This is a genomic window from Xanthomonas translucens pv. undulosa, assembly GCF_017301775.1.
Lineage (GTDB): Bacteria > Pseudomonadota > Gammaproteobacteria > Xanthomonadales > Xanthomonadaceae > Xanthomonas_A > Xanthomonas_A translucens.
In genome coordinates this window covers 987,182-1,010,560 of the sequence record NZ_CP063993.1, presented here as the reverse complement: position 1 = coordinate 1,010,560, position 23,379 = coordinate 987,182, and the positions used below count along the sequence as shown (strand labels likewise).

The window sequence follows — 23,379 nt, the reverse complement described above, 5'->3', positions numbered from 1 at the left end:
GTGAATCTCCTGCAGTCAGTACATCGTCAGGGGAATGCCGCGCGCCAACTGATCGTTGTGGATGCGGCGGATGTCCCGGCAATACGGGCCGGCCATCGTGAACTTGCGGCAGATCGCCGGGCGCTGTTCGTAGATCGAGCAGCACATGCGCTTGCTGTCCACCGCCACGCACCAGCCGTCCTCGTCGCGCGCCATCACGTGCAGGCCTTGCGCGGTGTGCTCGGTGAGATGCTCGGGTACCTTGTCGTCGGGCATCAGCAGCACGGTCAGGCGGCAGCAAATCGCGTCGCAGCGATCGCAGCTGACCGATTTTTCGGCCGTGGCGCGGGTTGTCGGTTGCGTGTTCAAGCGGCGTCCCCGATGGGCGCAGCGGTGCGCTTGAAGCGCAGCACGCGGCCGCGATACGGCGGCAGGTCGTCGGGGCCGAGCTGCAGCTCGCGCTGTTCGCTGAGCGCATAGCCCTGCGTGGCCAGCGCGCGGGTCAGCGCCGCGCTGTTGCCGCGGCCCGGATCGGCGATCAGCACTTCCGCGCTCGCCGTGGCGTGCCGCGCCAGCAATTCGGCGAGCATGCCCGGATGCTGGTGTTCGTACAGCACGTCGCTGCCGATGATCACCTCGAAACGGCCCAGCTCGAGGTTGGGCTGGTCCCAGTCGAGGCGGCGGTACGGCACGGCGGGCAGTTCGTTGAGCGCGGCGTTGTAGGCCAGGAACACTTCGGTCAACGGGTGGCGGTCGCTGGCGACGATGTCGGCGCCGCGGCGGCGCAGCACCAGGCTGGCCAGGCCGAGGCCGCAGCCGATCTCGAGGATGCGCTTGCCGGCGATGTCGAACAGCGCCATCGTTTCGGCGAGTAGCCGCCCGGCTGGCCACACGTTGCCGAACAGGCTCCATTGCGCCGAGGAGATGCCGGCCGCTTCGGCCTGCGCGTCGGGATCGGAGAACTGTTGGGTATCGAGCAGCGAACGGATGCGATAGTCCTGGCCGCCCAGGTTGAGCGTGTTGATCTGGGTGGTGTAGCCGGACACAGACGCTCCCGGTGGGTCCGGCCCGAAGCGGGACGGAGGCTGGCGCGAGTAGAAGGGCGAGTCGGGCGACAGAAACGGCCGGACGAGACGCGTGTAAAAAACGTGACGCTGAAGCGTGACAGGGCATATTACGCCAGTCGCCCCTCTTGCGTATGAACGGAAGCTGCGCTAGCGCCTGTGTCCGCCAGGTCGCACCGGTGCGCGCCGCAGTTGCACGTCGCGGTGCGCGGCGGCGGTGCTCAGCGCTGCGCGGCGGCCAGCGCCAGGCCCTGGACCACGCCGAACGAGGGGTCGCCGTGGACCAGGCGCGCCTGCGGGAACGCGGCGGCGGCGATCTGCTGGATGTAGCCGGCGCGCGACATGCCGCCGGTCAGGAACACCGCCGCCGGCTCGCGGCCGATGTCGCTGCGCACCTGCGCCAGCAGTTCGCCGAAGGCTTCCAGATAACTGCGTGCGGCATGGGTCAGTTCGTCGGCGCGCACCTGCACCTGCAGCCCGGCTTCGATGTAGTCCAGCGCCTCTGCGTGCTGCGCGCTGTCGCTGAGGCGGATCTTGCTGCGTTCCACCGCGCGGTACAGGCGCGCGGTGTTGCCGGTGTCCTGCAGCGCCTGCAGCCGCGTGTCGTACGGGCGGGGTACCTCGTCGTAGCGATGCTGGCGGAAATCGCGCTGGCGGGTGGTGTCCTGCACCATCGCCGCCTCGACGTAGTGGTGCGTCGGCACGCGGGTGCTGCCGCGGCCGAACAGCGGCATGTAGCTGGCCAGGCTCAGCGCCAGATCGATGTCGGTGCCGCCGCGGGCGATGCCCCAGGCGCGATGCACCTGCGGCGCGCCGTCGCCGCCGACGCTGGCGTGGGCGATGTCGGTGGTGCCGCCGCCGATGTCCACCACCACCGCGTCGTGGCGGGTGTCGCTGCCGGCGTGGTAGTGCATCGCCGCGGCGGCGGGTTCTTCCAGGAACGCGATGTCGTCGAAGCCGGCGGCGAGCGCGGCGCTGTGCAGGATCTCCAGCGCCTGCGCGTTGCCGGCCTCGCCGATCGAGCTGCGGAACTGCACCGGGCGCCCGAGTAGCGCGCTGCGCACCTGCAGGCCCAGTTGCTGCGAGGCGGTCAGGCGGATGTGTTCGAGGATGTGGGTGGCGATGCCGGTGATGGTCTGCCTGGCGCGCGGATGCAGGTTGTAGCCGAGCATCGATTTCGGACTCTGCACCAGGCTGCCTTCGCCTTCGAGGAAATACGCATCCAGCGCGGCGTCGCCGTACACCGCGTTCTGCAGCAGCGCCGCGGAACTGCGCGGCTCGCGCATCTGCGCTTCCATCCATTGCCGGCGTACCACGCGGATCGCGTCGCGGCGCAAGTCGTCGCGGCTGCGCGTGCGGCCGGCGGCGGCCGCATCGCGGCGGCCGGATTCGATCAGCTCGTCCACCTGCCGCTCCAGCGCTGGGGTCAGTTCGAAATCGGACGGATCGCGCATCACCTCCGGGAAGTACACGGTGGTGCGGAACTGGTGCTGGTCGCCGAAGCCGATCGGCACCACGCGGCCATCGATCACCGCGGCGGCGGCGGAGTTGCTGGTGCCGAAATCGATGCCGAGTCTCATGTCGCTGCGGGGCCGGGCAGGGGGCCGCGCACTGTGCGGCAAGCCGCTGCGTGGCGCAAGCCGGCCGGCGCCGTTGCTGCATCGGCATGCGTGGCAGCGCTCTGCCATCGCCGTTGCGGGTATGGCCGATATCCCCCCAAAATGCACCAGGCCCGCGATTGCGGGCCTGGTGCGGTTGCAGCCGGGATGCGGGCGATTACAGCGCCGCGCCCGCGTGGCCCTGGTCCTTTTCCTGTGCGGTGGCCTCGCGCACGCCGGCCACTTCCACCGCGAAATGCAGCACCTGCCCGGCCAGCGGATGGTTGCCGTCGATGGTCACCAGCTCGGGGCCGACCTCGACCACCGTGACCAGCAGCGGACCCTGGTCGGTCTGCGCCTGGAACTGCATGCCGGCGGCGAGGCCGTCGGCGTCCGGGAACGAACTGCGCGGCACCTCCTGCTGCAATTGCTCGTGGCGCGGGCCGTAGCCTTCGTCCGGGATCACGTCGACCTGCACGCGCTCGCCGCTGCGCTTGCCGGTCAGTGCCTTTTCCAGCCCCGGCACGATGTTGCCGGCACCGTGCAGATAACTGAGCGGATTGTCCGGCGAGGATTGATCGATCACCTCGCCCGCATCGTCGGTCAGGGTGTAGTGGATGGTGGCGACAAGACCGTTGGCGATCTCCATGGGAAACCTCATTCATTCGTTAAGAAGTGGGATACGCCGGCACAGTCACAGCGCGATGCAAGGTGCTACCCGAACACCCTAACGAAAAGCGCCGGCGGATCGCAAGTGGGCGCGGCGCAGTGGGCGGTTACAATGTCCGTTCGCCCCGTCGTCACCATAGCGTCGTCACCGTAGCAAGGAACTCCATGTCCGCCACACCCGCCTGCCCGCAATGCACACTGCGCAATACCTACCTGGATGGGGCGCTGTGGACCTGCGCCGATTGCGGTTACGAGTGGCCGACGGCGGCCGATACCGGTTCCGCTGCGCAAGCGCTGGTGCGCGACACCAACGGCAACGTGCTGCAGGCCGGCGACACCGTAGTGGTGATCAAGGACCTGAAGGTCAAGGGCTCGTCGATCCCGCTCAAGCAGGGCTCGGTGATCCGCGGCATCCGCTTGGTCGAGGACGATGCCGAGCACATCGAAGGCAACTCCGACAAGATCAAGGGCCTGGTGCTGAAGACCTGCTTCCTGCGCAAGGCGTGAGCCGTGAGCTGCGGCGACGGCAGGTACCAGCCGCCGCCGCGTGTCCGGTTCAGTCCAGCGTCGGGTAATCGGTATAGCCCTTGGCGCCGCCGCCGTACAACGTGTCCGCATCCAGTGGATTGAGCGGCGCAGCGCGGCGCAGCCGTTCCACCAGGTCCGGATTGGCGATGAACGGGCGTCCGAATGCGACAGCGTCGGCAGTGCCCGCGGCGATGACCCGTTCGGCCAGGGCCTTGTCGTAGCCGTTGTTGACCAGCCACGGTCCGCGGAACCTGGCGCGCAGCGCGGCGTAGTCGAAGGCGATGTTGTCGCGCGGGCCGCCGGTGGCGCCCTCGATCACGTGCACGAAGGCCAGGCCGAGTGGATCCAGGCGTTCGACCGCGCGCTCGAACAGCGGCTGCGGGTCGCTGTCGTGCGCGTCGTTGGCCGGGGTCACCGGCGACAGGCGCACGCCGGTGCGCTCGGCGCCGATCTCCTGCGCCACCGCCTGCACCACCTCGAACAGCAGCCGGGTGCGGTTCTCGATGCTGCCGCCGTAGGCGTCGTCGCGGTGGTTGCTGCCGTCGCGCAGGAACTGGTCGATCAGGTAGCCGTTGGCCGCGTGCACTTCCACGCCGTCGAAGCCGGCGGCGATGGCGTTGCGCGCGGCGTGGCGGAAGTCCTTGAGCAGCGCGGGAATCTCGTCCAGGCGCAGCGCACGCGGTTCGGAGACGTCGCTGAAGCCCTCGGCGGTATAGGTCTTGGCATTGGCGCGCAGTGCGCTCGGCGCCACCGGTGCGGCGCCGTCCGGCAGCAGGCTGACGTGGGAGATGCGGCCGACGTGCCACAACTGCAGCACGATCCTGCCGCCGCGGCGGTGCACCTCGGCGGTGACGGTCTTCCAGGCGGCGACCTGGGCATCGCTGTAGATCCCGGGCGTATCCATGTAGCCCTGGCCCATCGGGCTGATCTGGGTGGCTTCGGCGACGATCAGCCCGGCGCTGGCGCGCTGGCCGTAGTACTCCGCCGCCAGCGGCGAGGGGATGCGGCCTTCGCCTTCGGCGCGATTGCGGGTCAGCGGCGCCATCACGATGCGGTTGGCCAGTGCGATCGCGCCCAGGCGCAGCGGGGCGAACAACGGGGAAGCGGTAGCGGTCATCGGTACGTGTCTCGAACGAGGAATGTGGGCAGGGACAGCACAGCGCCGAAGGCGCTGATCGTCTCCCGGTAAACATGGGGATGGTCACCGCGGTTACGCGTAGTCGCGATGGGACAGTGCGTTGCTCTCGCCAGGCTCGCTGGCGGAGGCGGCGCCGTGCTGGAAGCCCTGCGTGGTCGGCGCTGGCTGGCGCCACTCACACGCGAACACCGTGCGCAACACGCCGTTGCACGCGCACGGGTGTCGTTGCATGTTGCGATGCACAATACTGAGCAGCCATCGATCAGGTCCCGGGCATGTCCACTCCCGTCACTCCTCAGCCGCCGCTGTCGCGCCGCGGCTACGTGCTGATCCTGTTCGCGCTGGCGATGGGTGGTTTCGCGATCGGCACCAGCGAGTTCTCCACGATGGGCCTGATGCCGTACATCGCGCGCGGGCTTGCGATCGACGCGCCGCAGGTCGGACACCTGATCAGCGCCTATGCGCTGGGCGTGGTGGTCGGCGCGCCGCTGCTGGCGATCGTCGGCGCGCGCTGGCCGCGGCGCAGCCTGCTGCTGGCGCTGATGGGCTTCTACGCGGTCGGCAACCTGGCCAGTGCGCTGGCGCCGGATTACCACAGCATGCTGCTGGTGCGCTTCATCGCCGGGCTGCCGCATGGCGCCTATTTCGGCGTGGCCACCCTGGTTGCCGCGTCGATCAGCCACCCCGACCAGCGCGGCGCGGCGGTGAGCCGGGTGCTGCTCGGGCTGAACCTGGCGGTGCTGATCGGCAATCCGCTGGCGACCTGGCTCGGCCAGGTGGCGCAATGGCGCTACGCCTATGCGCTGGTGGCGGCGATCGCGGTGCTGACCGTGGTGCTGGTCATGCGCGTGCTGCCGGCCGATCCGCAAGAGCCGCGGCAGCGGCCGCTGCGCGAGCTGCGCGCGTTCAACCGTACGCAGGTGTGGCTGGCGCTGGGCATCGGCTCGGTCGGCTTCGCCGGCATGTTCTGCGTGTTCAGTTATCTGGCGCCGACCCTGACCCAGGTCACCGGCGTCTCCGAGCGCTGGATCCCGTTCGCGATGTGCGCGTTCGGCCTGGGCGGCCTGCTCGGCAATCTGGCCGGCGGGTGGCTGTTCGACCGGCTGCAGTTCCGTGCGGTGCCGCTGGTGCTGCTGTGGTCGATGGCGGTGCTGCTGGCGTGGCCGCTGGCCGCGCACTCGCCGTGGGCGGTGCTGCCGGCGGTGGTCGCGGTCGGCACGATGGGCGCGCTGGCGCCGGTGCTGCAGACCAGGCTGATGGATGTGGCCAGCGAGGCGCAGACCCTGGCCGCGGCCTCCAACCATGCCGCGTTCAACCTGGCCAATGCGCTGGGGCCGTGGATGGGCGGGATCGCGATCAGCGCCGGGCTGGGCTGGACCTCGACCGGCTACGTTGGCGCGGCGGCGGCGCTGGGCGGGCTGCTGGTGTACCTGTGGGCGCGCCACGACGCGCGCCGCGCCGGGCGGCTGGCGACTGCTGGCTAGGGCAGGCCGCCACCGCGCGGATGCGCCTGGCGCCGCGCTGCGCCTGCGCGTTGTGCGACAGCCGCTGCAAACCGCCGCGTCCCGTTGTTGTCTGCGCGCACGACTGGTGAAGAACGCCAGGTCGGCGGCAGGCGCCATGAATGCCCGTTCATGCCTGCCAGCATGGCGTGATGACGCAGGCGCTTGGGCTCACGTGCACTTTATGCCCCGGCGTCCAGCATCCTTCCCACGACGCAACGCGGCAACACGCTTCATCCCGCGGCCAGGCGACATCCAGGGCAACACGACCCGACGTGCCCGTTGCGCGATGTTCGCCGGCCCATTGCAGGAGGAGTTCCATCCATGAGCATACAGAGCAAGACCACCCACAGCCTCAACGACCTCATCGCCATTTCCCGCGACGGCAAGGAGTTCTATCAAGAAGCGGCGCAGAAGGTCGGCGATACCGAGCTGTCGGCGTTGTTCCTGCGCATCGCCGGGGTCAAGTCGGACATTGTCAGTAGCCTCAGTTCAGTGGTGCAGGCAGTCGGCGGCAAGCCCGACGAGCACGGCACCATGGTCGGCAGCATGCAGCAGATGTACGCCAAGGTGCGTGCCGCGCTGGGCGACACCAAGTACGGCTATGTGGCCGAACTGGAAGAGTCCGAGGATCGCCTGCTGAAGGCATTCAACGACACAATCGCCGACAGCGACACCCCGGTCGCCGCGCGCGATGCGGCGACCAAGTTGCTGCCGGAAGTGCGCGCTTGCCACGACGTGATGCGCACCCGCAAGCTGGCGATGAAGAACGCGGCCTAAGCCGCAGGCCGGACCTGGGTCCGGCCGGTAGCGAGGACGCGGCACGCTGTGCTGCTCGCGCACGCCAGCACGCCGTTGCCGCACGAGCGCAGAGGCCGACCGGATTGCATCCGGTCGGCCTTTTGCATTGCGCCGCTGCAGGCGCTGCTCGGCAACGGCGAGGCGCTTGCTACCATGGCGGCCCACCCGTTGCCGAGTCGCCCGCGGTTTCCGCCGCAGCCTGCCGATGGCCCACGACGCTTCTTCCGCAGACGCGCAGTTCTCGCTTGGTTTCGCGGCACCGGCCGCGCGCGAAAGCCTGTTCTTCGCCGTGTTGCCGGATGCGGCCACCGCGCAGCGCATGTTTGCGCTGGGCGAGCGCGTGCGCGCCGCGCATGGCCTGCGTGGGCCTGGGTTGCCGGTCGAGCGCCTGCATCTGACCCTGCATTACCTCGGCGAGTACGCCGGCATGCCGCCGCGCCTGCTGCAGCAGGCGCATGCCGTCGGACAGGCGCTGGCGGCGGCGCCGTTCGAACTGTGCTTCGATCGGGTGCTCAGCTTTCGCGGGCGTGGCCGCGCGCGGCCGCTGGTGCTGCACGGCGACGGCGAGCCGCCGGCGCTGCGCGGGTTGCGCGACGCGCTGCAGCAGCGGCTGCTCCACCAGGGCGTGGCCACGCGCGCCGAGGCGGCCTATGTCCCGCACATCACCCTGGCCTACGACGCTCTGGCCGTGCCGCTGCAGGCGGTGCCGCAGGTGCGCTGGACGGTGGCCGCAGTGAGCCTGATCCGCAGCGTGCAAGGGCAGGGGCGCTATCTGCACGAAGCGACCTGGCCACTGTCCGCGGCGGCGGCAGATGCTGCGCACGCCGGCGACGCGGCAAGCGGATGAGCGAACCGGCGCCGCCGCTTACCCTGCCCGACGCGCAATGGGCGCAGCTGCAGGCGGCCTATGCCGCGCCGCCGCGCGCCTACCACCATTTCGGCCACGTGCAGGCGGTGCTCGGCCACTACGCCGCGGTCGCCGCGGCGGTCGGCTGGCGGCAGCCGCGCGAGGCGTATCTGGCGGTGCTATACCACGACGCGGTATATCAGGCCGGGCGCAGCGACAACGAGGCGCAATCGGCGCGCCTGGCGCAGGCGGCGATCGCGCAGTGGCTGCCCGATGCCGGGCTGGATGCGGCACGCGTGGCCGCGCTGATCGAACTGACCGCGCGTCACGGGCAACTCTCTGCCGCGGCGGTGGATGCCGAGGCGGCGCTGTTCCTGGACTGCGACATGGCCATCCTCGGCGCCGATCCGGCCGCATTCGCCGCCTACGATCACGCCATCGCCGAGGAGTACCGCGGCGTGGTGCCGGGCTGGCTGTACCGGCGCAAGCGCCGCGCGTTCCTGCAGACGCTGCTGGCGCAGCCGCGCATCTTCCTCAGCGACTGGTTCCATGCGCGCTACGACACGGCGGCGCGCGCCAACCTGCGCCAGGCGATCGGCTTAGCCGGCCGTGGCGCGTTCCACCCTGCACGCCTGTTCCCGCCGCTGGCATATCACCCGCCGCGCACCGTGATGCCCGATCCCGTTCCCGCCACTGCCGATCCGTGCCCGCAACCGCCGCAACCGCCGCTGCCCAGCGATTGCTGCAACAGCGGTTGTCCGCTGTGCGTCCACGACCTGTATAACGAAGAAATGGCGCGCTATCGGCATGCGCTGGCGGCGTGGCGGCTGCGCCATCCCTCGCCTGAGCCGGGCGCGTGAGCGCCTACCGCGCGTTGCCGCAGCCCGCGCTGGCGCTGCCGCCTGCGCGAGTTGCGGGGGCCGGCCGGCAAGCTTCCGGCGTACCCCGCATGAACCGGCGTGCGCGGCGTGCTTCGCGCCACCTCCGTTCGGGATTATCTTTGACATGCCTTTTCAGGATTGCCGGATGATGCGAATGCGTGGCGGATGGATGTGGGGATGTGCGCTGGTCGGGCTGAACGCCATGGCGGCTGCCGTGGCGGCGCCTGCCGCGACGAAGGCGGCCGCGCCAGCGGCGACAGCGCCCGCGGTCCTGGAAAAACTCAGCCACGGTCGCTTCGAACAGGTGCCGGTGCTGCTGCCGCAGGGCGAAGCGCAGCGCGTGGTGCTGTGGTTCGCCGGCGGCAAACGCGGCGCGGCCGCGCGTATGCGCCAGATCGAGGCCTTGCGCGACGACGGCGCCATGGTGGTGGTGATCGACGGCGCGCACCTGCAGGCGGTGCTGGCCAAGATCCCCGGCACCTGCGGATTTTCCGCCGGCGACGTCGAGAACTTCTCGCGCTACGTGCAGGCCTATTACCACGTGCCGACCTACCGCCTGCCGCTGCTGGTCGGCGATGGCGACGGCGCCGCGCTGGCCTATGCAGTCGCGGCGCAGGCGCCCAAGCACCTGCTGGCTGGTCTGGTCACCGAGGATTTCTGTCCGGTGCAGGTGCTCGACGACCAGATCTGCGGCGGCGGCATCACCGCGCCGACGCGTGCGCTGCAGCCGGCGGCGCTGCCGCTGCCGTGGCTGAGCGCGATCGATGTGCCGGGCAAGGGCCGCTGCACCCAGCAGAGCGATGCGTTCGTGCAGCAGGTGCCGCAGGCGCAGCAGTTCCGCCGCAGCGCCAGCGGCGATGCCTTGCCAGGGCTGCGTGCGGCCGTGCGCTCGCTCGGCGCGCAGCGCGGGGTCAGCCTGCCGCCGACGCCGGTCGATCTGGCCGGGCTGCCGGTGGTCGAAGTGCCTGCCGCCGCGGCCGCCGGCAACGACCACGACCACGATCAGGTGTTCGCGATCTTCGTCTCCGGCGACGGCGGCTGGGCCGGACTGGACCAGCAGGTCGCCGGCGCGCTGGCCCAGGCCGGCATCCCGGTGGTCGGTGTGGATTCGCTGCGTTACTTCTGGAGCGAGCGCACCCCGCAGGGCTTCGCCACCGACCTGGACCGCATCTACCGCCACTACAGCCACCTGTGGCAACGCGGGCGGGTGGTGCTGGTCGGTTTCTCGCAGGGCGCCGACGTATTGCCGGCTGCCTACAATCAGTTGCCGCCGACGATGCGCGCCCAGGTGCAGACCACCGCGCTGCTGTCGCTGGGCAAGACCGCCGACTACGAATTCCACGTCTCCAACTGGATCAGTTCCGGCGACGACGGCCTGCCGATCGCCCCGGACGTGGCGAAGATGCCGGCCGCGCAGACGCTGTGCATCTACGGCGAGGACGACGACGACAGCGTCTGCCCGGACCTGCCGCACGGTGGCGCGCAGCTGGTGAAGCTGCCCGGCGACCACCACTTCAAGGGCGACTACGCGGAACTGGCCAGGCAGATATTGCAGCGGATCGGAGCGAAATAGTCGGGACTCGGGAACCGGGAGAACGTTTCTCGGTAAGGCCCACCGCTTTTGTTGTTGCTTTTCCGGGTCCCGGGTCCCGAGCCCCGGCCCGGCTACTCAGGCTTCCTCGGATCCAGCGAAATCAGCCGCGTCACGTCCAATAGCGCCGCCGGCAGGTGCATGCCGCCGGGGGCGGCCAGGTAGCGGGTGCGCCAGGCCGGGGCGAACTTGGACTTGAAGCGGCGCAGGCCGGTGAAGCCGTAGAAGCGCTCGCCGTGGCGCACGATCAGGTTGCCGAAGCGGTTCCAGCGCCCGGCCAGGCGGTGCTGGGCCAGGCCCGATAGCGGCGCCATGCCCAGTGAGAAGCGCTTGTAGCCCTGTTCTCGGCCCCACAGGAACAGCTCGATGAACAGGAAATCCATGGTGCCCTTCGGCGCATCGGCGATGTGCCGCATTAGGTCCACCGACAACTCGTGCCCGGCCGGCGCCTGCCACAGGTTGGCGAAGGCCACGACCTTGCCCTCGGCCTCGACCACCGCGATCGGGAAGCGGCGCAGATAGGCCGGGTCGAAGCTGCCGAGCGAGAAGCCTTTCTCCTCGCCGGCCTTTTCCTCAAGCCATTGCTGCGACACGTCGGCCAGCACCGGCATCAGCGTGTCGATCTCCTCCAGCGGCACGATGCGGAAGCTCAGCCCACTGCGCTTGCCGCGGTTCCAGGCCTGGCGCAGGTCGGCGCGCTCGCGGCCTTCCAGGTGGAAATCTTCCAGCGACACCATCGCTTCCTCGCCCAGCTTGACCAGGGTCAGGCCCAGGTCGAGGTAGGTCTGCCAGTGCTGCTCGCCGACCTGGTAGAACACCGGGCGCAGGCCCAGGCGGTCGGCTTCCTCGCGGAACCGCCAGATCAGCGCCCGCGCGACCTCCGGCGGCCCTACCGGATCGCCCATCGCCACCAGCGAGCCGCCGTAGCGCTGCATCATCACGAAGCCCTGGCCGCCCTCGTCGGGCAGCAGCGCCTTGTCGCCGGTCAGCACCAGGCAGGCCTGGGTATCGGTGGCCACGGCCAGCACCGGCGCCAGCGCATCTAGCTGCACCGTATCGGCTGCCGGCAGCGGCGAGCGCGTGCTGTGCAGCAAGCGCGCCAGCCCGAACACCACCACCGCCACGCTGACCAGCAGCACCGCGCGCAGCGCCCGCGGCGCATTGGCCGAGGTGGCGAACTGCCACCACAATTCGTTCTGGTATTCGACGTGGCTGTAGACGAAGAACAGCAGCCATATGGTCGCGATCAGCACCAGGCCCAGGTTGCGGATCCATGGCCACGACCAGGCCTCGTCGAGCAGCGCGCCCTGCCGGTAGAACTCGCGGCGCGCGCCCCACAGCCCGGCTGCCACCACCAGCGAGGACAGCGCCACCGAGGCGTGGCCGCCGCGCAGCCAGGCCGGCAGCGGCAGCAGCGCGCAGATGCCGATCGCCAGCATCCAGGCCGCATGGCTGCGCCGCTGCAGTCCCTGGCCGATCAGCAGCAGCACCACGCCGCCGAGGCTGGCCAGCAGGTGCGAGGTTTCCACGATCGACAGCGGCGCCATGCCCAGGCGCCGTTTCGGCGTCGGCAGGGTGCCGTCGATGACCAGCGCCGCGCCGACCGCGAACACCGCGATGGCGATGATCTGCGGCAGCCACGGGCGCAGCGTGCCCCAGGCCACGCGCACCCCGCCGGCGCTGGCCGCCAGCGGCCGGCGCAGGCCCGAGGCCGCGGCCATCAGCACCGACAGCAGCAGCGGCACCACGTAGTAGGTGATGCGGTAGATCAGCGCCGCCGCCAGCACCGCGGCCGGGGCTACGCCGGGCAGCAGCGTGAGCAGGCTCCACTCGAACACCCCCAGCCCGGCCGGCACGGTGGACATCAACCCGGCCACCACCGCGACCAGGTACAGGCCGACGAAGCCGACGAACTCGATCCCCGATTCGTTCGGCAGCAGCACGTAGAACGCGGCGCTGGCCAGGCCCAGTTCGACCACGCTGAGCGCGGTCACGCCGAGCGCGGTGCGCCGGTCCGGCAGCCACAGTTCGTGGCTGCGCCAGCGCAACGTGCGCCCTTCGCGCCCGGCCAGCAGCAGCATCAGGCCGAAGCCGGCCAGCAGCGCGATGCCGAACGCGCGCACCGCCTGCCCGCCGAGCGGCAGCGCCAGCGCCGCCGACGTCGGTTCCAGGGTCAGCGCCAAGGCCAGCAACAGCCAGGCGCCGAACACGAAGCCGAGCGTGCTCATCAGCACCACCTGGCCGATCTCGGCCAGGCTCAGCCCCGCCCGGCCATAGCCGCGCAGGCGCACCGCGCCGCCGGTGAGCGCGGCGAAGCCCAGGGTCTGCCCGACCGCATGCGCCAGGAACGCGGTCACGCCGATCCGCATCGGATGCAGCTTGCGCCCGCTGCGGTGCAGGCCGATCGCGTCGAAGCCGATCAGGCAGGCATAGCTGCTCAGCCCCAGCACCAGGGTCAGCGCGATCTGGCCGATGCCGAGCTGGTTGAAGGCATGGCGGATCGCGGCGTAGCCGTGGGTGCTGAACTCGGTGGCCAGCGCATGCAGCGCCAGCGCCAGGATCACCAGGCTGAACAGTACCGGCAGCGCGCGGCGCCAGCCGGCAGGCGAGGGGGAGGCGGGAGATGCGGTGTCGGTCATTGCAGGGCAGCGTAAGCGAAGAAGAGAGGGAACTGTGCGCAGACGCCGGCGGCATCGCGCAGGCATGCGGCGGTGGCGCTGCGGGTCATCGCGTTGGCGCGCCGACAGGCGCAAAGGGGCTGGTGCATCGCGATATTGGCTGGCCTGGGGCTGTACCGGCGGCACCGGCGGCACCGGCGACGCGCATCATAGTGGAATCGCACGTCGGCACCGCGTCGGCGTGCGCCGAGGGTGCCGGCGTCGATGCGCGCTGCGCATCGTCGTCCCTGCGACGATCCGGAGCCGATCCCATGCCGTCGCCCCTGGCCCCCGCCTGCGCACCGCCGCGTTGCCCGCGCGCCGCCGGCGCCCTCGCCATGGCCCTGTGCCTGCTGTTCCTCGGCGTGGCGCTGGCGCTGCACCTGTTGCGCACCGACCTGCAGTGGCAGCAGGCGACGCTGAGCCTGTCCCTGCACGGCCGCGGCGGGCTGCTGCTGCGGATTGTCTACGTGCTGCTGGCGGCCGCCATCGTCGCGCTGGCCGCCGGCCTGTATGCGCAGGCGCCGCCGCTGCTGTTCGCGATCGCCGCGCTGGGCCTGTGCGGGGTGGCGATCGGCCGCAGCTACCTGCCGTAGCGCGCCCCCATGCTGGCGCCGTTGTTGCACGCGCTGTTCGTACAGACCGCGTTCCTGTGCGCGACCAGCGCGATGCTGCTGCAGAGCGCCTGGCTGCGCCGGCAAGCGCCGTGGCAGGGCCATGCCGGCACGGTGTTGGCCCAGACGCTGGCGATCGTGCTGATCCTGGCCTGGCTGCTGCTGGTCGCCTACCGGCTTTGGCGGCCTGCAGGCTTGGCGCAATCGCGCGACAATGCCCGGGTTTCCCTTCTTCAGGACACCGCCTCATGATCCAGCGATTCGATACCGGCCCGCGCATGTCGGAAATGACCGTGCACAACGGCGTGGCCTACCTTGCCGGGCAGATCGCCGACGACACCAGCGCCGACATCGCCGGCCAGACCCGCCAGGTCCTGGCGGCGATCGACGAACTGCTGGCGCGCGCCGCCACCGACAAGAGCAAGGTGCTGCGCGCGGAGATCTACATGACCGACCTGGCCGACTTCGCCGAGATGAACAAGGTGTGGGAAACCTGGGTCTGCCCGGGCAGCACCCCGGCGCGTGCCACCGTGCAGGCCAGGCTGGCCAACCCGGAGTGGAAGATCGAGATCGTGATCACGGCTGCGGTGTGAGGCGGGACTCGGGACTCGGGACTCGGGACGGCAGGATGATGTCCCGGGGTAAATCGCTGTCAAGCGATTTGATGCAAAAAGGGCCGATTTTTTTAAAAAAAAAGCGGCTTTTTTTGCAGCTCCGGCGCAGCTGCTTTTTCTGTAGGAGGGGCTTCAGCCCCGACGCCTTACCGGTAACGCGTCGGGGCTGAAGCCCCTCCTACAGAAAAGCAGAAATGCGCCGAACTTGCGAAAATCCCGAGTCCCGAGTCCTCAGCGCCTGACGAACCGGTAATGCGCCACGCCCCACTGCTGGCCCTGCTCGTAGCCGAACAGCTCCGCGCAGGCCATCCAGAACATGCGCCAGCGCTGCCACCAGATCTTCGCGTCGGCACCGTAGGTTCCCTGCAGGACCTGCATCAGCTCGGTGCGATGCCGGTCCTGGTTGCGTAGCCAGGCGTTGGCGGTCTTCTCGTAGTGTTCGCCGGACAGCAGCCAGCGCCGTTCCAGCGTCAGGTCGTCCTGGAACTGAAGCAAGGTGTCGGCGGCCGGCATCAGTCCGCCGGTGAAGAAGTGCCGGCCCATCCAGTTGTCCTCGCCCTGCACCTCGAACGGGTAGGCCAGGTCGCGGTGGCAGAAGATGTGCACGAACATCCGCCCGCCCGGCACCAGCCATTGGCCGATCCGCGCCAGCAGTTCGCGGTAGTTGCGCATGTGCTCGAACATCTCGATCGACACCACGCGGTCGAAGCTCGCATGCGGCAGGCTCAGGGTGTTGGCGTCGTGGGTGATGACCTCCACGTTGCGCAGCCCGCGCGCGCGGCACTGCGCCTCGATGTGCTCGCGCTGCGGCCGCGAGTTGGACACCGCGGTGATGCGCGCGCCGGGGTAGTGCTCGGCCATCCACAGCGTCAGCGAACCCCAGCCGCAGCCCAGTTCCAGGATGCGCTGGCGGTCGCGCAGCTGCGCGCGTTCGGCGTACAGGTGCAGCATGCGTTCCTCGGCCGCGTCCAGGTCGGCGGTGCCGGCGTCCCAGTAGCAGCTGCTGTACTTCAGATGCTTGCCCAGGCACAGCGCGAAGAAGCGCGGTGGCAGTTCGTAGTGCTGGCGGTTGGCGGCGTCGGTCTCGATCGCAATGGCGCTGCCGCGCAAGGCCTCGACGAACACGCGCTGGCGTTCCCAGGCGGCGTCGGCACCGCCGCTGCGCTCATCGCGCAGGCGTTGCGTGCACAGCTTGCGCATCGCGGCGCGCAGCAACGCGTCGGGCAGCAGGCCGGATTCGGCCACGCGGGTGGCAAACGGTTCAGCCGGCAGCACGGGGGGAGGCGAAGTGGCGAGGGTGCTGGACATCGGCGGATCTCCTGGAAGCGGGGTCATTGCCGCGGCGGCAACGGAAAGAAGGCGCTGGTGCTGCGCTGGTAGTCGGCGTAGTCCTGGCCGCGCGAGCGCAGCGCCTGTTGTTCGGTATAGGGAATGCCGGTGACGCGGTACAGGAACGCGAACATCAACAGCGGCCCCAGTGCGGCGATGCCGACCCACAGCGCGCCGCTGCCCACGGCGAGGAACACGTAGGCGAACCAATGCACGAATTCGAAGAAGTAGTTCGGATGCCGCGAGTAACGCCACAGGCCGCGGCGGCAGGTTTTGCCCTTGTTGCCCGGATCGGCGCGGAATGCGGCCAGCTGGCGGTCTGCCAGGCTTTCCCCGCCTACCGCCAGCAGCCAGGTCGCCAGCGCCAGCGTGGTCCACACGCTCCACTGCGGCAGCGGATTGTGCGCGGCGATCGACAGCGGCACCGCGAACAGCACCACCACCAGCGCCTGGCCGAGGAAGAACAGCAGGAAGCGGCGCTGGTCGCCGTGCCAGTGTTCGCGCAGCGCGCGGTAGCGGCCGTCCTCGTGCGCATCGCCGAACACGCGCACGCCCAGGTGCCAGGCCAGGCGCGCGCCCCACAGCCCGCCCATCGCCGCGGTCAGCAGGCGCGGCAGCGCGGCGCCGTCGGCGCGCCAGGCGCAGTACAGCGCAGCCAGCGCCATGCACGCCGCCCACAGCACATCGACCACGCCGGCGTTGCGGCTGCGCCGCTGCCAGGCCCAGCCGGCCAGCATCGCCAGCGCGGTGAACGCGCCCACATGCAATAGCGGCCAGGCATTCATGGCGCAGTTCCGGCGATGCGGGGCGCGGGCTGCGCCGTCGCGGACAGACGCCGCGTCGCCAGGCTCAGCACGGCCAGCGCCGCGGCCCAGGCCAGCGCCAGCGCCAGCACCGCGTGCAGCAGCGGCGCGCTCAGCGTCACCGCCTGCCAGCCGCGCGCGGCCAGCACATAGCCGAGCGGGCCGAACACCGCGCCGAACAGCGTCGCGCGCCAGGGCTGTTGCATGACCCAGGCCAGCGAATGGTTGAAGGTCAGCGCGAAGCCGGCCCACAGCGCCAGGATCCACAGCGGCGCCCACGGCGCCGGCGGCAGCGCCGCGGCGTAACGCACCCAGCCGCCGGCGGCCAGTGCGGTATCGACGCCGGCGCCGAGCAGCAGCGCCAGCGCCATCAGCGTCGCATCGCCGCGCGCGCGGCGCCGCGGCTGCAATTGGTACAGCGCGAACAGCGCCAACGCCGCGGGGCCTGCCCAGGCCAGCCCGTGTCCGGCGCCCATCACCGCCGCCAGCCACAGCAGCTGCAGCGCGACGTAGTTGGCCAGGTTGCTCATGCGTCGTGCGCCAGCGCCGGCGCGAACTGTGCCGGGCGCGCGCCCGGCTTGCTCAGCCACAGGTGCACGTCGCCGATCGAGCGCTCCAGGAAGCCGCCCTCGCAATAGGCCAGGTAGAACTCCCACATGCGGATGAAGCGTTCGTCGTAGCCCAGCGCCCGCACCTGCGGCAATGTGGCCATGAAGCGCTGGCGCCAGGCGCGCAGGGTCAGCGCGTAGCTGGGACCGATGTCTTCCAGGTTGAACAGGCGCAGGTCGCTGGCGCGCGCGATCGCGCCGGTCATCGCCGCCACCGAGGGAATGAAGCTGCCGGGGAAGATGTGGCGTTTGATGAAATCCACCGATGTCAGCGCCTGTGCGTAGCGGTGGTCCTCGATGGTGATGGCCTGGATCAGCGCCTGGCCGTCGTCCTTGAGCAGGCTGCCGACCTTGCCGAAATAGGTGTCCAGGTACTGGTGGCCGATCGCCTCGATCATCTCGATCGAGACCAGCCGGTCGTAGCGGCCGTCGAGGTCGCGGTAGTCGCGCAACAGCACCTCGACGCGCTCGGACAAGCCGGCGGCGTCCACGCGCTGGCGGGCCAGGTCGTATTGCTCGCGCGAGATCGTGGTGGTGGTGACGCGGCAGCCATGATGCCTGGCCGCATGCAACGCGAAACCGCCCCAGCCGCTGCCGATCTCGACCACATGGTGGTGCGGCTGCAGGTCGAGCTTGGCGCAGATGCGCTGCAGCTTGCGCTCGGCGGCGCGTTCCAATGCGGCATCGCCGAGCGCGGCGTCTTCGTCGCGGAAGATCGCCGAGGAATACATCAGGTTGCGGTCCAGGAACAGCTCGAACAGCGGATTTCCCAGGTCGTAGTGCGCGGCGATGTTGCGGCGGCTGCCGGCGCGGGTGTTGCGCGCCAGCGCGTGCAGGCCGCGCATCGCCACGCCGCCGAGGCGGGCCAGGCCGGTCTCCATCGCATCCAGGCGCTCGCGGTTGCGCACCAGCAGGCGCACCAGCGCGACCAGGTCGTCGCATTCCCACAACCCGTCCATATACGCCTCGCCAACGCCGACGCTGCCGTTCAACGCCGCCTGGCGGTAGAAGCGCGGATCGTGGATGCGCAGGTACGCGTGCAGTACGCTCTCCGCCTGCGTGGCGCTGCCCAAGGTGGCGCTCCCTAACGTGGTGATCGCGCCGGCTTCCTCGATGCGCAGCTGGCCGTCGCGCAAGCCGTCGAGCGTGGCGAACAGGCGCCGCCGCAGCAGGCGGTCGAAGCCGCGCAGCGGCGGCGCGGCCGGGGCCAGCGCGACGGAAGCGGAGGAGGGCGCGTGCGGAGCGTTCATCGGCGTTCTCGCGGAAGGGAATGATCGGGGTGGTCGTGCACCGGATTGCCGCGCAGCCACAGGCGCAGCGCCTGCCAGTGGATCTTGGCCACGACCTGCACGGTCATCGCCGGATAGCGTAGCAGCGCGCGCGCCAGGCTGGCGCCGCAGATCTCGCGCCGCTGCAGCACCAGCGTGGCGTCGAAGCGCCTGGCCGCCGGTTGCCGATCCAGTACGTCCATGTGCACGCGCAACTGCGCGCCCGGTTCGCTGCAGCGCCATGCGTAGGCGTGCGCCATCGCCATGAACGGGGAGACGTGGAAGCGCTTGTCGAAGCGCCAGGCGTGCACGCTGCCGTGACTGCGCGCGGCGGCCACCGGCAGCACATAGGCGTGGCGCTGCTTCCACGGCGTGTTGGTGATTTCGGCGACGATGCTGTGCAGGCGCTGCTGCGCATCGTGGCAATAGTAGAACGTGACCGGGTTGAAGCAATGGCCGAAGTAGCGCAGGTGGGTCAGCATGCGCACCGCGCCGAGCGGGCGTTCGCCGCAGTGCTGCTGCACGCGGTCGCGCACCGCTTCGTCCAGCGGCTGCGCCGGATCGCCGAGGTAGTCGCTGCGGCGGAATTCGGCCAGGTTGCGGCGGCCGACCGACCACCACCAGCGCCGCGCGAACACCTGCTCGAGTTCGGCCAGATCCAGGTACATCAGGAAGATCGGATAGCGGAACGCCAGCGCCTTGGGCGCGTAGCGGCGGTGCCGGACCCAGCCGCTGTACAGCGCGCTGTGCAGTCCCGGCGTGGTCGTACCCGCCGCCGCCGGCGTTGTCGAGACGGCGCCAGCCGGCGGGGCGGACACGGGAGCGCTGCGCAGCAGGTTCATGGCCAGGGTACCCCGAGCCCGGCGGCGACGTCGACCGCGCTGCGCAGGCCGTCTTCGTGGAAGCCGAAGCCCCAGCCGGCGCCGGCGAACCAGGTGCCGCGCTGGCCCTGGATCTCGCCCTTGCGCGCCTGCGCCGCCAGCGAGGCATGGGTCTGTAGCGGATGCCGGTAGCGCATGCGCCGCAGCACCTTGGCCGGATCGATGTCGTCGCTGCGGTTGAGGCTGACGATGAACGGCTGCGGCGAGGCGATCGATTGCAGCGCGTTCATCCAGTAGCTGACCGTGCACGGCGCGTCCGGATCGGCCGGCACGTGCGCGTTCCAGGCCGCCCAGGCGCGGCGATTGCGCGGCAGCACCCGCGCATCGGTGTGCAGCACGGTGTCGTTGTCCTGGTAAGTGATCGCGCCGAGGATCTCGCGCTCGGCGGCGCTGGCGTCGTTGAGCAGGCGCAGGGCGTCGTCGGCGTGGCAGGCCAGCACCACCTGGTCGTAGTGCTGGGCATCGGCGTCGCTGTCGGAATCGGTCAGCACCGACACGCCCTGCGACAGCCGCTGCACCGAACGCACCGGCGTGCCGATGCGCTCGTGCACCTGCCAGCGGCTGCGCAGCGCGTGCACATAGCGGTTGGAGCCGCCCGCGACCACCTGCCACTGCGGCCGGCCGCTGACCTGCAGCATGTGGTGGTTGGCCATGAAGCCGATCAGCTGGCGCATCGGAAATTGCAGGATCTGCTGCGACGGCGAGGACCACAGCGCCGACGCCATCGGCACCAGATGCGCGTCGCGGAAGACCTGCGAATAGCGGTGCCGCTGCAGGAACTCGCCCAGCGTCAGCTGCGCCTGCGCCTCATCGGCCAGCACCTGAGGTGCCTGCCGGTAGAAGCGGCGCAGATCGCACAGCATGCGCCAGAAGCGCGGGCTGGCCAGATTGCCGGGCTGGCAGAACAGCCCGCCCAGGCTGCCGGCGTTGTATTCCAGCCCGCTGCGCGCCTCGTGCACCGAAAAGCTCATCGTGGTCGGCTGCGCGGCCACGCCGAGCTGCGCGAACAGCGTGCTCAGCAGCGGATAGTGTTGCGGGTTGAACACGATGAAGCCGCTGTCCACCGCGTACGCCACGTCGTCCAGCTCGATCGCATGGGTATGGGTGTGCCCGCCGAGGTAATTGGCGGCCTCGTACAGGGTGACCTCATGCTGCTGCGACAGCAGCCATGCCGACCCCAGCCCGGCGATGCCCGAGCCTACCACCGCGATGCGGCTCATCGTGCTCGCGCCTGCGCCCGCACCAGCCCCGCCGGCACCGGCCGCAGCTGGCGGATCAGGCCGGTCCACGACAGCGCCTTCAGGCCATACCAGGTCAGGTCGATTTCCCACCAGCGGAAGCCCTGGCGTGCCGCACCCGGGAAGAAGTGGTGGTTGTTGTGCCAGCCCTCGCCGAAGGTCATCAGCGCCAGCCAGGCGTTGTTGCGGCTGTCGTCGCGGGTGTCGAAACGGCGGCTGCCGAAACGGTGCGCCAGCGAGTTGATGGTGAAGGTGGCATGGAACAGCGCCACGGTGGAGACGAAGAAGCCCCACACCAGCAATTGCGGCCCGTCGGTGCCGAGTTGCGGATGCTGGCGTTGCAGCCAGCCGCCGAGCAGGAACAAGGCCAGCGCCAGCAGCGCCGGCAGCAGCAGATCGAAGCGGTCGAGGAAGCGCAGTTCCGGGAAGCGGCGCAGATCCGGGATCGCCTCCCAGTCGGTGCGGAAGCCGCGCGGGGTCAGGAACCAGCCGCTATGGCTCCACCAGAACCCATGCTGGCGCGGCGAATGCGGATCGGCCGGGGTATCGGTGTGACGATGGTGGTTGCGGTGGTGCGCGGCCCACCACAGCGGCCCGCGCTGCACGCAGGTGGCGCCGAGCGCGGCGAACAGGAACTGCACCACGCGCGAGGTCTTGAATGCGCGGTGGGCGAAGTAGCGGTGGTAGAAGCCGGTGAGCGCGAACATGCGCACCGCGTACATCGCCACCGCCATGCCCACCGCGAACCACGACGCGCCGACCCAGAACACGCCCAGACAAACCAGGTGCAGCCCGAAATAGGGCGCGGCGCGCAGCCAGTCGATGCGATCGGCGCGGGCCTCGTCCAGTTCGATCTCCGCGCCGGTGTCGAACCAGCGCCGCAGCGTGCGCGCCACGCCGCCGCGTTGCGGTGCGGGTGTTGCGTCAGGGCTGCGGGGATGGTCCGGAACGGGGCTCGGCACAAGCGCATCTCGTGGGGGATTCGGATAGCGATACGGACAAAGCCGGAAGACGGATGCACTCGCGCCGCAGCGTCGCTGCGCGGCGTTGCAGGCACGGCATGCATGGCCATGGCAGCGCATCGCGGTCGCCGCTGGAAGCTAGCGTCCACGCAGGTCGGAATCGTCGGAGGATCGGCTACCCGGCGCATGTGCGACGGCTGCGGCGATGCTGCCTGCGCGCGAGTGTTGGCCGGGTGAATGTGCGGGTGCGCAGTGCTTTTGGTGATCACGCGCAGCGCGAGAGCCGAGTGTGTCACCGCTGCGAAGCGCTCAAGCCCCGCTCCACCGGGAGAGGGGTTGGGGTGAGTGTGCGTTGGCACGGACAGGCTGGCGGATCTGGATCTGCGCGGCTTCGCCCGTACCCTCATCTGCCCCTTCGAGGGAAGGAACAACTGGCAGCGGCGGCCTGCCTACGGCGCCAGACGCAGCGTGCTGATGCCGCCCTTGGCCACGATCGGGCCGGTGGCGACGCCGCCGGGCGCGCCGCCCGGCGGTTCCATTGTCACAGCCAGCAGGGCGCCGTCGCTGAGCAACGGCATCAGCGCGTCGGGAATGCGCGTCGCGCGCGCCTGCGCGTCGTCGAACACGCCCATCGAACGCGCCTTGCCGTCGGCCGGGATCAGCCACAGCTCCGGCACGCGCGCGGCGTCGTGGCCGCCGGCCAGCGGGGTCAGGGTGATGCGCTGCTTGTCGGCGTCCATCAGCACCACGTAGCCGGGCTTGCCGTCGTCCTGCATCAGCGTCGAGGTCATCGCGATGCCGGTGTCCGCTGGCGCTGTGGCGACCGGCGGCGTGGGCGTTTGCGGCGGCAGCGACGGGCGCGCCACCATCAAGGTGAGCATGCAGGCCGCGGCGGTGGCGAAACCGCCCGCGCTCAGCCAGCGCCAGGTGCGTATGCTTTCCCAGAAACCAGGCGCCGCCGCCGCCGCGCGCGGTGCCGGCGCATCCAGGCCCAGCGACGCGCGGATGCGCACCCACACGCGCTCGGGGACCGCGACTGGCGCGATTTCGTCGGCCAGCGGCATCAGGTGCTGCTGCCATTGCGTCACCGCCGCGGCGAACGCGGCATCGGAGTCGATACGCTGTTCGGCGGCGCGGCGCTCGCGCGCGTCGAGCACGCCGAGCACGTATTCGCCGGCCAGCACGTCGCGCGGCGGCGGGGTTTCCTGCGGATCGGGCAAGGATGCGTTCATCGTTCCAGGCACGCCTTCAGCTTGGCCAGGCCGCGGCGGATCCAGCTCTTGACCGTACCCAGCGGCGTTCCGCTGCGGTGGGCCAGCTCCTCGTAGGTGATGCCTTCGAAGAACGCGGTGCGGATCAGCTCGCCACGCGGCGGCTCCAGTTCGCCGATGCACACGTCCAGGCGCCGTCCGGCGACGCGCCATTCGGTCTCGGCCAACGGATCGCGGCCGTCGTCGTGCAGTTCGCCGGCATCGTCCAGTGCCACCGATTGCCGCGCCGGTGCACGCGCACGCAGATGATCGATGGCCTTGTTGCGGGCGATCATGGTCAGCCAGGTCAGGCCGCGCGCGCGCTGCGGATCGAACTGCGCGGCCTTGCGCCAGACGGAGGTGAACACCTCCTGCAGCACGTCCTCGGCTTCGCCGCGCTGCGGCACGATGCGCAGGCACACGCCGAACAGTCGCGGCGCGGTGCTGCGGTACAGGCGTTCGAATGCGGCGCTGTCGCCGGCCGCAGTAGCGACCAGCAAGTGTCCTGCTTCGTCGTGATCGGGCGTCTCGGTCATGCCGGGCAACGGTGGCGAAGG

25 protein-coding genes and 1 pseudogene are annotated in these 23,379 nt (G+C 70.1%); 10 read left to right on the top strand and 16 right to left on the bottom strand.

What is annotated here, in order from left to right; translation table 11 throughout:
• Nucleotides 1-15 precede the first annotated feature (15 nt).
• From ISN38_RS04125 to ISN38_RS04110, 4 genes are all read right to left on the bottom strand, one after another.
• Nucleotides 16-348, bottom strand: a complete 333-nt coding sequence (locus ISN38_RS04125) for a YkgJ family cysteine cluster protein (protein ID WP_003471405.1) — start codon at nucleotides 346-348, stop codon at nucleotides 16-18.
• Nucleotides 345-1,025, bottom strand: a complete 681-nt coding sequence (locus tag ISN38_RS04120; RefSeq protein WP_003471406.1) for a class I SAM-dependent methyltransferase — start codon at nucleotides 1,023-1,025, stop codon at nucleotides 345-347. Before ISN38_RS04120 ends, ISN38_RS04125 begins: the two co-directional genes overlap by 4 nt.
• 239 nt (nucleotides 1,026-1,264) lie before the next feature.
• Nucleotides 1,265-2,623: an Hsp70 family protein gene (locus ISN38_RS04115; protein ID WP_047324709.1), complete on the bottom strand. Its 1,359-nt coding sequence runs from the start codon at nucleotides 2,621-2,623 to the stop codon at nucleotides 1,265-1,267.
• A gap of 196 nt (nucleotides 2,624-2,819) precedes the next feature.
• Nucleotides 2,820-3,290, bottom strand: coding sequence for an FKBP-type peptidyl-prolyl cis-trans isomerase (locus ISN38_RS04110; protein WP_003471408.1), 471 nt, complete (start codon nucleotides 3,288-3,290; stop codon nucleotides 2,820-2,822).
• A 185-nt stretch (nucleotides 3,291-3,475) separates the two neighbouring features.
• Between ISN38_RS04110 and ISN38_RS04105 the strand changes: the two genes are divergently transcribed.
• The gene (locus ISN38_RS04105; protein WP_003471409.1) at nucleotides 3,476-3,817 is read left to right on the top strand and encodes a zinc ribbon domain-containing protein YjdM; all 342 of its coding nucleotides are present in this window, start codon (nucleotides 3,476-3,478) and stop codon (nucleotides 3,815-3,817) included.
• A 49-nt stretch (nucleotides 3,818-3,866) separates the two neighbouring features.
• Here the strand turns inward: ISN38_RS04105 and ISN38_RS04100 are convergent, their stop codons facing one another.
• Both ISN38_RS04100 and ISN38_RS04095 read right to left on the bottom strand, forming a co-directional pair.
• On the bottom strand, nucleotides 3,867-4,955 hold the full coding sequence (locus ISN38_RS04100) for an alkene reductase (RefSeq protein ID WP_058362925.1): 1,089 nt from the start codon (nucleotides 4,953-4,955) through the stop codon (nucleotides 3,867-3,869).
• Nucleotides 4,956-5,048: 93 nt separating this feature from the next.
• On the bottom strand, nucleotides 5,049-5,207 hold the full coding sequence (locus ISN38_RS04095; RefSeq protein WP_155522255.1) for a hypothetical protein: 159 nt from the start codon (nucleotides 5,205-5,207) through the stop codon (nucleotides 5,049-5,051).
• Nucleotides 5,208-5,251: 44 nt separating this feature from the next.
• On the opposite strand from ISN38_RS04095, the gene ISN38_RS04090 reads away from it, so the two are divergent.
• The 6 genes and pseudogenes from ISN38_RS04090 to ISN38_RS04065 all read left to right on the top strand — a co-directional run bounded on the left by ISN38_RS04090 (nucleotide 5,252) and on the right by ISN38_RS04065 (nucleotide 10,580).
• Complete coding sequence (locus ISN38_RS04090) at nucleotides 5,252-6,460, top strand: MFS transporter (protein WP_206712073.1); 1,209 nt, start codon at nucleotides 5,252-5,254, stop codon at nucleotides 6,458-6,460.
• Between the two features lie 342 nt (nucleotides 6,461-6,802).
• Nucleotides 6,803-7,258, top strand: coding sequence for a PA2169 family four-helix-bundle protein (locus ISN38_RS04085; protein WP_058362723.1), 456 nt, complete (start codon nucleotides 6,803-6,805; stop codon nucleotides 7,256-7,258).
• A 226-nt stretch (nucleotides 7,259-7,484) separates the two neighbouring features.
• Nucleotides 7,485-8,126, top strand: coding sequence for a 2'-5' RNA ligase family protein (locus ISN38_RS04080; protein ID WP_003471415.1), 642 nt, complete (start codon nucleotides 7,485-7,487; stop codon nucleotides 8,124-8,126).
• Nucleotides 8,123-8,725 (top strand): annotated as a pseudogene (locus ISN38_RS04075) (HD domain-containing protein); the annotation flags it as partial. The gene ISN38_RS04080 and the pseudogene ISN38_RS04075, both read left to right, overlap by 4 nt.
• A gap of 72 nt (nucleotides 8,726-8,797) precedes the next feature.
• Nucleotides 8,798-8,986, top strand: a complete 189-nt coding sequence (locus ISN38_RS04070) for an oxidoreductase-like domain-containing protein (RefSeq protein WP_003471419.1) — start codon at nucleotides 8,798-8,800, stop codon at nucleotides 8,984-8,986.
• Between the two features lie 190 nt (nucleotides 8,987-9,176).
• Nucleotides 9,177-10,580: a virulence factor family protein gene (locus tag ISN38_RS04065; RefSeq protein WP_108085097.1), complete on the top strand. Its 1,404-nt coding sequence runs from the start codon at nucleotides 9,177-9,179 to the stop codon at nucleotides 10,578-10,580.
• A 92-nt stretch (nucleotides 10,581-10,672) separates the two neighbouring features.
• Here ISN38_RS04065 and mprF read toward each other — a convergent pair whose 3' ends face one another.
• Nucleotides 10,673-13,237 carry a bifunctional lysylphosphatidylglycerol flippase/synthetase MprF gene (gene mprF, locus ISN38_RS04060; RefSeq protein WP_003471424.1) on the bottom strand — a complete coding sequence of 855 codons (2,565 nt, stop codon included), beginning with the start codon at nucleotides 13,235-13,237 and terminating at the stop codon, nucleotides 10,673-10,675.
• 290 nt (nucleotides 13,238-13,527) lie between these two features.
• Here mprF and ISN38_RS20660 point away from each other — a divergent pair, with 290 nt between their 5' ends.
• The 3 genes from ISN38_RS20660 to ISN38_RS04050 are packed head-to-tail and all read left to right on the top strand — an operon-like array spanning nucleotide 13,528 to nucleotide 14,462.
• Nucleotides 13,528-13,851 (top strand): hypothetical protein, encoded by a 324-nt coding sequence (locus tag ISN38_RS20660; RefSeq protein WP_311536720.1) that lies wholly within the window; start codon nucleotides 13,528-13,530, stop codon nucleotides 13,849-13,851.
• A 9-nt stretch (nucleotides 13,852-13,860) separates the two neighbouring features.
• Nucleotides 13,861-14,121 (top strand): hypothetical protein, encoded by a 261-nt coding sequence (locus ISN38_RS20655; RefSeq protein ID WP_311536721.1) that lies wholly within the window; start codon nucleotides 13,861-13,863, stop codon nucleotides 14,119-14,121.
• Nucleotides 14,118-14,462, top strand: coding sequence for a RidA family protein (locus tag ISN38_RS04050; protein WP_003471425.1), 345 nt, complete (start codon nucleotides 14,118-14,120; stop codon nucleotides 14,460-14,462). The genes ISN38_RS20655 and ISN38_RS04050 overlap by 4 nt, the downstream gene beginning before the upstream one ends.
• A 252-nt stretch (nucleotides 14,463-14,714) precedes the next feature.
• Here ISN38_RS04050 and ISN38_RS04045 read toward each other — a convergent pair whose 3' ends face one another.
• From ISN38_RS04045 to ISN38_RS04005, 9 genes are all read right to left on the bottom strand, one after another.
• Nucleotides 14,715-15,791, bottom strand: a complete 1,077-nt coding sequence (locus tag ISN38_RS04045; protein ID WP_003467050.1) for an SAM-dependent methyltransferase — start codon at nucleotides 15,789-15,791, stop codon at nucleotides 14,715-14,717.
• 23 nt (nucleotides 15,792-15,814) lie between these two features.
• Nucleotides 15,815-16,597, bottom strand: a complete 783-nt coding sequence (locus ISN38_RS04040; RefSeq protein ID WP_003467051.1) for a DUF1295 domain-containing protein — start codon at nucleotides 16,595-16,597, stop codon at nucleotides 15,815-15,817.
• Entirely contained in the window at nucleotides 16,594-17,145 is a 552-nt protein-coding gene (locus ISN38_RS04035) for a DUF2878 domain-containing protein (RefSeq protein ID WP_047324712.1), read from the bottom strand. Before ISN38_RS04035 ends, ISN38_RS04040 begins: the two co-directional genes overlap by 4 nt.
• Entirely contained in the window at nucleotides 17,142-18,473 is a 1,332-nt protein-coding gene (locus tag ISN38_RS04030; RefSeq protein ID WP_003467054.1) for an SAM-dependent methyltransferase, read from the bottom strand. The genes ISN38_RS04035 and ISN38_RS04030 overlap by 4 nt, the downstream gene beginning before the upstream one ends.
• Nucleotides 18,470-19,333, bottom strand: coding sequence for a DUF1365 domain-containing protein (locus ISN38_RS04025; protein ID WP_003467055.1), 864 nt, complete (start codon nucleotides 19,331-19,333; stop codon nucleotides 18,470-18,472). The genes ISN38_RS04030 and ISN38_RS04025 overlap by 4 nt, the downstream gene beginning before the upstream one ends.
• The gene (locus ISN38_RS04020) at nucleotides 19,330-20,592 is read right to left on the bottom strand and encodes an NAD(P)/FAD-dependent oxidoreductase (RefSeq protein WP_003467056.1); all 1,263 of its coding nucleotides are present in this window, start codon (nucleotides 20,590-20,592) and stop codon (nucleotides 19,330-19,332) included. The genes ISN38_RS04025 and ISN38_RS04020 overlap by 4 nt, the downstream gene beginning before the upstream one ends.
• Nucleotides 20,589-21,572, bottom strand: coding sequence for an acyl-CoA desaturase (locus tag ISN38_RS04015; protein WP_176716969.1), 984 nt, complete (start codon nucleotides 21,570-21,572; stop codon nucleotides 20,589-20,591). The genes ISN38_RS04020 and ISN38_RS04015 overlap by 4 nt, the downstream gene beginning before the upstream one ends.
• Nucleotides 21,573-22,021: 449 nt before the next feature.
• Nucleotides 22,022-22,804: an anti-sigma factor gene (locus ISN38_RS04010; RefSeq protein ID WP_003467076.1), complete on the bottom strand. Its 783-nt coding sequence runs from the start codon at nucleotides 22,802-22,804 to the stop codon at nucleotides 22,022-22,024.
• Nucleotides 22,801-23,358 (bottom strand): sigma-70 family RNA polymerase sigma factor, encoded by a 558-nt coding sequence (locus tag ISN38_RS04005; RefSeq protein WP_003479414.1) that lies wholly within the window; start codon nucleotides 23,356-23,358, stop codon nucleotides 22,801-22,803. The genes ISN38_RS04010 and ISN38_RS04005 overlap by 4 nt, the downstream gene beginning before the upstream one ends.
• Between the last annotated feature and the right edge of the window lie 21 nt (nucleotides 23,359-23,379).

Coding starts and splice junctions, on each gene's coding strand:
- ISN38_RS04045 (WP_003467050.1), bottom strand. CDS start 15,791: ATGTCCAGCACCCTCGCCACTTCGCCTCCCCCCGTGCTGCCGGCTGAA.
- ISN38_RS04110 (WP_003471408.1), bottom strand. CDS start 3,290: ATGGAGATCGCCAACGGTCTTGTCGCCACCATCCACTACACCCTGACC.
- ISN38_RS20655 (WP_311536721.1), top strand. CDS start 13,861: ATGCTGGCGCCGTTGTTGCACGCGCTGTTCGTACAGACCGCGTTCCTG.
- ISN38_RS04070 (WP_003471419.1), top strand. CDS start 8,798: ATGCCCGATCCCGTTCCCGCCACTGCCGATCCGTGCCCGCAACCGCCG.
- ISN38_RS04065 (WP_108085097.1), top strand. CDS start 9,177: ATGTGGGGATGTGCGCTGGTCGGGCTGAACGCCATGGCGGCTGCCGTG.
- ISN38_RS04090 (WP_206712073.1), top strand. CDS start 5,252: ATGTCCACTCCCGTCACTCCTCAGCCGCCGCTGTCGCGCCGCGGCTAC.
- ISN38_RS04095 (WP_155522255.1), bottom strand. CDS start 5,207: ATGCAACGACACCCGTGCGCGTGCAACGGCGTGTTGCGCACGGTGTTC.
- ISN38_RS04020 (WP_003467056.1), bottom strand. CDS start 20,592: ATGAGCCGCATCGCGGTGGTAGGCTCGGGCATCGCCGGGCTGGGGTCG.
- mprF (WP_003471424.1), bottom strand. CDS start 13,237: ATGACCGACACCGCATCTCCCGCCTCCCCCTCGCCTGCCGGCTGGCGC.
- ISN38_RS04035 (WP_047324712.1), bottom strand. CDS start 17,145: ATGAGCAACCTGGCCAACTACGTCGCGCTGCAGCTGCTGTGGCTGGCG.
- ISN38_RS04085 (WP_058362723.1), top strand. CDS start 6,803: ATGAGCATACAGAGCAAGACCACCCACAGCCTCAACGACCTCATCGCC.
- ISN38_RS04105 (WP_003471409.1), top strand. CDS start 3,476: ATGTCCGCCACACCCGCCTGCCCGCAATGCACACTGCGCAATACCTAC.
- ISN38_RS04100 (WP_058362925.1), bottom strand. CDS start 4,955: ATGACCGCTACCGCTTCCCCGTTGTTCGCCCCGCTGCGCCTGGGCGCG.
- ISN38_RS04025 (WP_003467055.1), bottom strand. CDS start 19,333: ATGAACCTGCTGCGCAGCGCTCCCGTGTCCGCCCCGCCGGCTGGCGCC.
- ISN38_RS04010 (WP_003467076.1), bottom strand. CDS start 22,804: ATGAACGCATCCTTGCCCGATCCGCAGGAAACCCCGCCGCCGCGCGAC.
- ISN38_RS04050 (WP_003471425.1), top strand. CDS start 14,118: ATGATCCAGCGATTCGATACCGGCCCGCGCATGTCGGAAATGACCGTG.
- ISN38_RS04030 (WP_003467054.1), bottom strand. CDS start 18,473: ATGAACGCTCCGCACGCGCCCTCCTCCGCTTCCGTCGCGCTGGCCCCG.
- ISN38_RS20660 (WP_311536720.1), top strand. CDS start 13,528: ATGCCGTCGCCCCTGGCCCCCGCCTGCGCACCGCCGCGTTGCCCGCGC.
- ISN38_RS04005 (WP_003479414.1), bottom strand. CDS start 23,358: ATGACCGAGACGCCCGATCACGACGAAGCAGGACACTTGCTGGTCGCT.
- ISN38_RS04115 (WP_047324709.1), bottom strand. CDS start 2,623: ATGAGACTCGGCATCGATTTCGGCACCAGCAACTCCGCCGCCGCCGCG.
- ISN38_RS04080 (WP_003471415.1), top strand. CDS start 7,485: ATGGCCCACGACGCTTCTTCCGCAGACGCGCAGTTCTCGCTTGGTTTC.
- ISN38_RS04040 (WP_003467051.1), bottom strand. CDS start 16,597: ATGAATGCCTGGCCGCTATTGCATGTGGGCGCGTTCACCGCGCTGGCG.